We start from the raw sequence: 5,319 nt of genomic DNA, 5'->3' as shown, positions 1-5,319 counted from the left end.
CGGCCACGTGCGCGGCCAGTTCGCGGTGGGTCAGGTTGCAGGGCATGGTGCCGGTCCAGGTGGAGGCGATGCCCACCACGGGGCGGCGCATCTCCTCGTCCGACAGGCCCATGGCGTACAGGTGGGAACGGGCGGGTGCGCGGTCGGGATCGTCGGCGATGCTCAAGGGGTCAACCTCCGGTGTGCGGGTCGTCGCACCTCAATGATCCTGCGCCCGCTCCCGACGGCTCCCTCCGGCCCCCTCACTGCTCGCGCAGGCCCCACGGTGAGCCGTAGGCCACCAGCAGGTCCAGGAACGGGCGCGGCTCGAACGCCTCGGGCCCCAGCACGCCCGTGCCCTTCCAGACCCCGCCGGCCAGCAGTTCGAGGGCGACGACGGGATTGACGGCGGTCTGCCAGACCACGGCCTGGGAGCCGTACTCGCGCATCGACCACGCGTTGTCCACCACGTGGTACAGGTACACCTCGCGCGGCCGCCCGTCCTTGACACCCTTCACCCAGGTGCCGGCGCAGGTCTTGCCGCGCATGCGGTCGCCGAGCCCCGCAGGGTCCGGCAGCACGGCGGCGACCACGTCGCGCGGGGCCACCAGGGCGGTGCCCCGGCCGGACCTGACCTCGACCGGCTCGGTGCCGGCCAGGCCGAGCGTGTGCAGGGTCTTGAGCTTGTCGATGAAGTCCTGGCCGAGGCCGTACTTGAAGGTGACCCGGCCGGCGTCCACCCAGCGGGGGACCAGCACGACCTCCTCGTGCTCGACGTTCACGCACTCCACCGGGCCGATGCCCTCGGGGAAGTCGAAGACCTCCGGCTCGCTGAACGGCTCCGTGGTGTGCCAGCCGCGGCTCTTCTCGTAGACGACCGGCGGGTTGAGGCATTCCTCGATGGTGGTCCAGATGGAGAACGACGGCGCGAACGCATAGCCCTCGACGGTCAGGTCGCCGCCGTCCCTGACGCCGATCTCCTCGATCTCGTCGAAGAGCTCGTCGGCGGCGTACCTGGCGAAGACGTCGGCGAGGCCCGGCTCCACGCCCATGCCGACCAGCGCGAGCCGCCCGGACGCGGTCCACGCGTCCGCGCGGGCGAACTGCTCGTCGCCCAGCTTCACCCCCACCTCCTCGTACGGCCGGTCGGGGTGCGGCCGCGACATCGACATCGCCATGTCGAGATAGTCCGCTCCGGCCGCGAGCGCCGCCTCGAACAGCGGCAGCACGAAACGGGGGTCGGTGGCGTTCAGCAGGACGTCGCAGCGGTGCCCCGCGAGCAGCGCGGTCACGGCGGCGGTGTCGCCGGCGTCGACCCTGGCCGGGGTGAACCTGCCCGCCTCCTCGCCCAGCGCGGCGATGGCCGTCTCGGCGCGGGGGAGGTCGTGGTCGGCGACGACCATGTGCTCGAAGAACGGGCGGCGCGCCGCGATCCTGGTGACGGCGGTGCCCACGCCGCCGGATCCCACGAGAAGGATGCGCATGACGATAGATCCCCTTTTGGTGGATTTGACGGGTGTGTCATATATCCAATGCCGGTAGGCTCATCAACGTCAATGGCGTTGACATAAGGGGCGTACCTTGACCGAACGGGTGGTCGACGAGGCGTCGCGCAGGCGGCGGCGCCCCACCAAGCACGGGCAGATCCTGACCCACCGGCTCATCGTCGAGACCGCGCTGCGCATGTTGCGCGAGCACGGCGCGGCCGGCCTCACCGCCCGCCGGCTCGGCCTCGCGCTCGGGGCCGACGCCAGCGCCGTCTACCGGTACTTCCGCGGCATGGACGACCTGGTCCTCGCGATCGCCGACGAGCTGTACGGCCACGCCATGGCCGGCTGGGCGGCCACCGGCGACTGGCGGGGCGACCTGCGCGACCTCGGCCTGCGCATCCACCACGCCTACCTCGCCCACCCGCAGGCCGCCGTGCTGACCGCCAGCCGCGTCACCGGCCGGCCGAACGAGGTGGCAGGCGACGAGACGATCCTCGGCATCCTGCGCGGCGCCGGCTTCCCCGACGGCGACGCGGTCCGGATCTACCACGCGTTCATCGACCAGAGCCTGGCCTTCGCCATCCTCGACGCCGCCACCCTGGCCCTCCCCAAGGCGGCACGGGAGGCCGACGAGGAAGTGTGGCACGACACGTACGCGCGGCTGCCCGCCGCCACCCACCCCAACATCGCCGCCACCGCGCCGCTCCTGGTCGCCCGCATGAACGACAGCGCGTACCCGACGGCGCTCGACATGCTGCTGTCCAGCGCTTCGGCCCAGCTCAGCGGGTAGTTCGGAGGTATGCCCGAAGGCCATCTCATCCATCGCCACGCCGACGAGCAGCACGCGGCGCTGTCCGGCCGCGTGGTGCGCGCCGCGAGCCCCCAGGGCCGCTTCGACCCCCGCCCCTACGACGGGCGGGCCGTCACGGGAGTGGAGGCCGTGGGCAAGCACCTCCTCTACCACGTCGACGGCGCCCCAGCCATCCACGTGCACCTGGGGATGCGCGGCCTCTTCCTGCGCCACGCCGACCCGTCGGCCGCCCCGAAACCCGGCACCCGGCTCCGGCTGGCCACGGACGAGGTGGCGTACGACCTCATCGCCCCCATCCAGTGCGAGCCACTGGGCCCACAGGCCCTCGCCGCCCTGCGCGCCTCGCTCGGCCCCGACCCGCTCCGACGGGACGCCGCGCGCTCCGAAGCGGTCGAACGGCTCACCGCCTTTCGCGGCCCGGTCGGCGCCGCCGTGCTCGACCAGGGCGTGTGGGCGGGCATCGGCAACGCGTGGCGGGCGGAGCTGCTGTTCCTGACGGGCCTGCACCCGGCGGCGCGCGGCATCGGCCCCGACGCCGCCGCCCGCCTGTGGGAGACGGCGACCGCGTACATGCCGCTCGGGCGGGACGCCGGGCAGGTCATCAGCGACCCGGACGCCCCGGACGAGCGCTGGGTCTACAAGCGCGAACGCTGCCGCCGGTGCGGGGCCGCCGTACGGACCTGGCAGCTCGCCTCCAGAACCGCGTATGCCTGCCCAGTGGACCAGCCCGGGTAGTCTGGCAGGAGGAGTGACATGAGCATCACCACACGTGACAACCTGCTGGACATCCGGCGCATCTACCTCGAGCCCGCGGCCACCGAGCTGCCCCGCGGCCAGGAGATCCTCGCCCGCTATCCCGACGCCGAACTCATCGAGATCGCCGGCCACCACCGCATCCCCGAGCTCTACGGCGACGAGCGCAACGTGGCCCGATGGGTGCGCATCAAGACCGAGGCGCTGGTGCTCGGGGTGAAGAAGTCGCTGACGGCCCGCCCCAACGGCCGCTCCGCCGACTTCATCGCCCCTTCCACGGCCAACGGCTGCGCGATGGCCTGCGCCTACTGCTACGTGCCGCGCCGCAAGGGTTACAGCAACCCGATCACCGTCTTCGCCAACATCGACAAGATCGTCGCCTACATCCGGCGTCACGCCGCCCGGCAGGGCGTCAAATCCGAGCCGAACCAGGTCGACCCCCACGACTGGGTCTACGACATCGGCGAGAACTCCGACTGCTCCGTCGACGCCACGATCTCCCGGAACGTCCGCGACCTGGTGGAGACGTTCCGCGACCTCCCCGGTGCCAAGGCCAGCTTCGCCACCAAGTACGTCAACCGCGACCTGCTCGACTGGGACCCTCGGTCGAGCACCAGGATCCGCTTCAGCCTCATGCCCGCCGCCGACTCCAAGCTCCTCGACATCCGCACCTCGCCCATCACCGAAAGGATCGCGGCGATCAACGACTTCGTCGCCGCCGGGTACGAAGTGCACGTCAACCTCAGCCCGGTCGTGGTCCGCGACGGCTGGCTGGAGAGCTGGGCCGAACTGCTGGAACAACTCGACGACGCCCTGAACGCCGAGGCTCGCCGGCAGCTCGCCGCCGAGATCGTGTTCCTCACCCACAACGAACGCCTCCACGAGGTCAACCTGGGCTGGCATCCCCAGGCGGAGGAGGTGCTGTGGCGGCCGGACGTACAGCAGGCCAAGCGGTCGCAGACGGGCGGCTACAACGTCCGCTACCGCACCGGCCACAAGGGACGCTACGTGGCCGCCCTCACCGACCTGATCACCGCAAAAGTCCCTTACTGCCGCATCCGCTACGCCTTCTAGCCGCCGCCATCCGGTGGCAGGTGTACGCCGGCCCGTCTGAGGTCGCAGCCGTCGCCCGCGACCACCTCTGGTGGGACATCCATGGGATCGAGCCGGCTGCGGGTCGTAACCGCGTCGGTGCGGCCGGCCAGTGGTCAGAGGCGGTTCTGGGCGATGCGTTTGCCCAGTCCGGCCAGGGAGTCGTCCGCCATGAGCGCGGGCAGGCGCGGCGCGTCCTCGTCGATCTGGCGCAGCACCGCGGGATGATCGCCGCTGAAACGACTCCACGCCCTGACCACCTCCGGCATCGCCGCGACGGCGGCCTCCGAAAGGATCGCCTCGCGGGGCAACCACGACGTCAGGAACGCCGAGACCCGCTGCGGGCTCCACCACAGCGGCCGGTCCCCGACGAACTCGGCCAGCTTCTCGAACGCCTCCCGCGCCCCCGGCACCTCCGGCAGATCCCGGAACCGGGCCACGGTGTCGTCGGACGCGCCGCGCACCAGCCCCGGGACGCTCCGGGCCCGGGTGATCGCCAGCGGCCGCACGCCCGCCAGCGTGTCCGCGACCTCCGCCCCCATGATCCGGTCACCCAGCTCGAACGCGTCCAGGATCCGCCCGGCCACCGTCCCGGGCTCGGCCGCCGCCAGCCCCAGATCGTCGAGGAACTTCACCTCCTCGACCAGCGCGTCGACCGCCAGCCCGCCATGGGGCTGGTCGATGCCGACGACCAGGACGTGCGGCTCCTTGCCGTTCTCGTAGCGGAAGGAGAGCACGGCCAGCACCTGCTCGCCGTACGGGTCGGCCTTGCCGTACCAGGCGCCCTCGCACGTCACCCGCCCCATCCGGCGCACCCACCCGGCGAGCGTCCCGGCCAGCCCGCGGGCGGCCTCGGCGTACACCTCGGCTCCCGCCACCGTCGTCGCCTCGACGTCGCCCACCATGGCGGCGGCCACGTCCGGCGAATCGGAAGCGTCGCGGAGAGGCGACGAGCGGCCCGCGTCGACCGCCGCCAGAGCGACCAGCGTGAGCCGCGCCTCAGGACCGCCGTCCGCCGCCAGCTCGCCCAGGAACGGTCGCACCTGCGCCGGCTCCAAACCGGCCGTGATCCTGGCCGCCCAGAGCTCTGTCCGCAACGGCGAACGCCACCTGAGCAGGTCACGCGCCTGGCCGACAGCCGTGGAAAACGCCTCTGTGCTCACCATCCGACCGTACCGCCCCCACCGCCCCCGT

Annotated in this window: 5 protein-coding genes; 3 read left to right on the top strand and 2 right to left on the bottom strand. The window is 72.0% G+C overall.

The features are described 5' to 3' along the window. Window positions 1-242: 242 nt before the first annotated feature. Entirely contained in the window at window positions 243-1,463 is a 1,221-nt protein-coding gene (locus E1292_RS49280; protein WP_132606706.1) for a saccharopine dehydrogenase family protein, read from the bottom strand. Window positions 1,464-1,560: 97 nt separating this feature from the next. Here E1292_RS49280 and E1292_RS49275 point away from each other — a divergent pair, with 97 nt between their 5' ends. From E1292_RS49275 to E1292_RS49265, 3 genes are read left to right on the top strand one after another with little or no spacing between them, the layout of a single operon-like run. After that, window positions 1,561-2,259, top strand: coding sequence for a TetR/AcrR family transcriptional regulator (locus tag E1292_RS49275; RefSeq protein WP_132606705.1), 699 nt, complete (start codon window positions 1,561-1,563; stop codon window positions 2,257-2,259). A 9-nt stretch (window positions 2,260-2,268) separates the two neighbouring features. Further along, window positions 2,269-3,015, top strand: coding sequence for a DNA-formamidopyrimidine glycosylase family protein (locus E1292_RS49270; protein ID WP_132606704.1), 747 nt, complete (start codon window positions 2,269-2,271; stop codon window positions 3,013-3,015). A gap of 18 nt (window positions 3,016-3,033) precedes the next feature. Further along, a complete protein-coding gene (locus E1292_RS49265; protein WP_132606703.1) occupies window positions 3,034-4,107 on the top strand; it encodes a spore photoproduct lyase family protein in 1,074 nt (357 codons plus the stop codon). A gap of 134 nt (window positions 4,108-4,241) precedes the next feature. Here the strand turns inward: E1292_RS49265 and E1292_RS49260 are convergent, their stop codons facing one another. Continuing rightward, on the bottom strand, window positions 4,242-5,288 hold the full coding sequence (locus E1292_RS49260; RefSeq protein WP_165975164.1) for a hypothetical protein: 1,047 nt from the start codon (window positions 5,286-5,288) through the stop codon (window positions 4,242-4,244). Window positions 5,289-5,319 lie beyond the last annotated feature (31 nt).

Source organism: Nonomuraea deserti (assembly GCF_004348685.1).
Taxonomy (GTDB): domain Bacteria; phylum Actinomycetota; class Actinomycetes; order Streptosporangiales; family Streptosporangiaceae; genus Nonomuraea; species Nonomuraea deserti.
The sequence above is the reverse complement of the archived record's forward strand: the minus strand, read 5'-3'. Positions and strand labels throughout refer to the sequence as shown.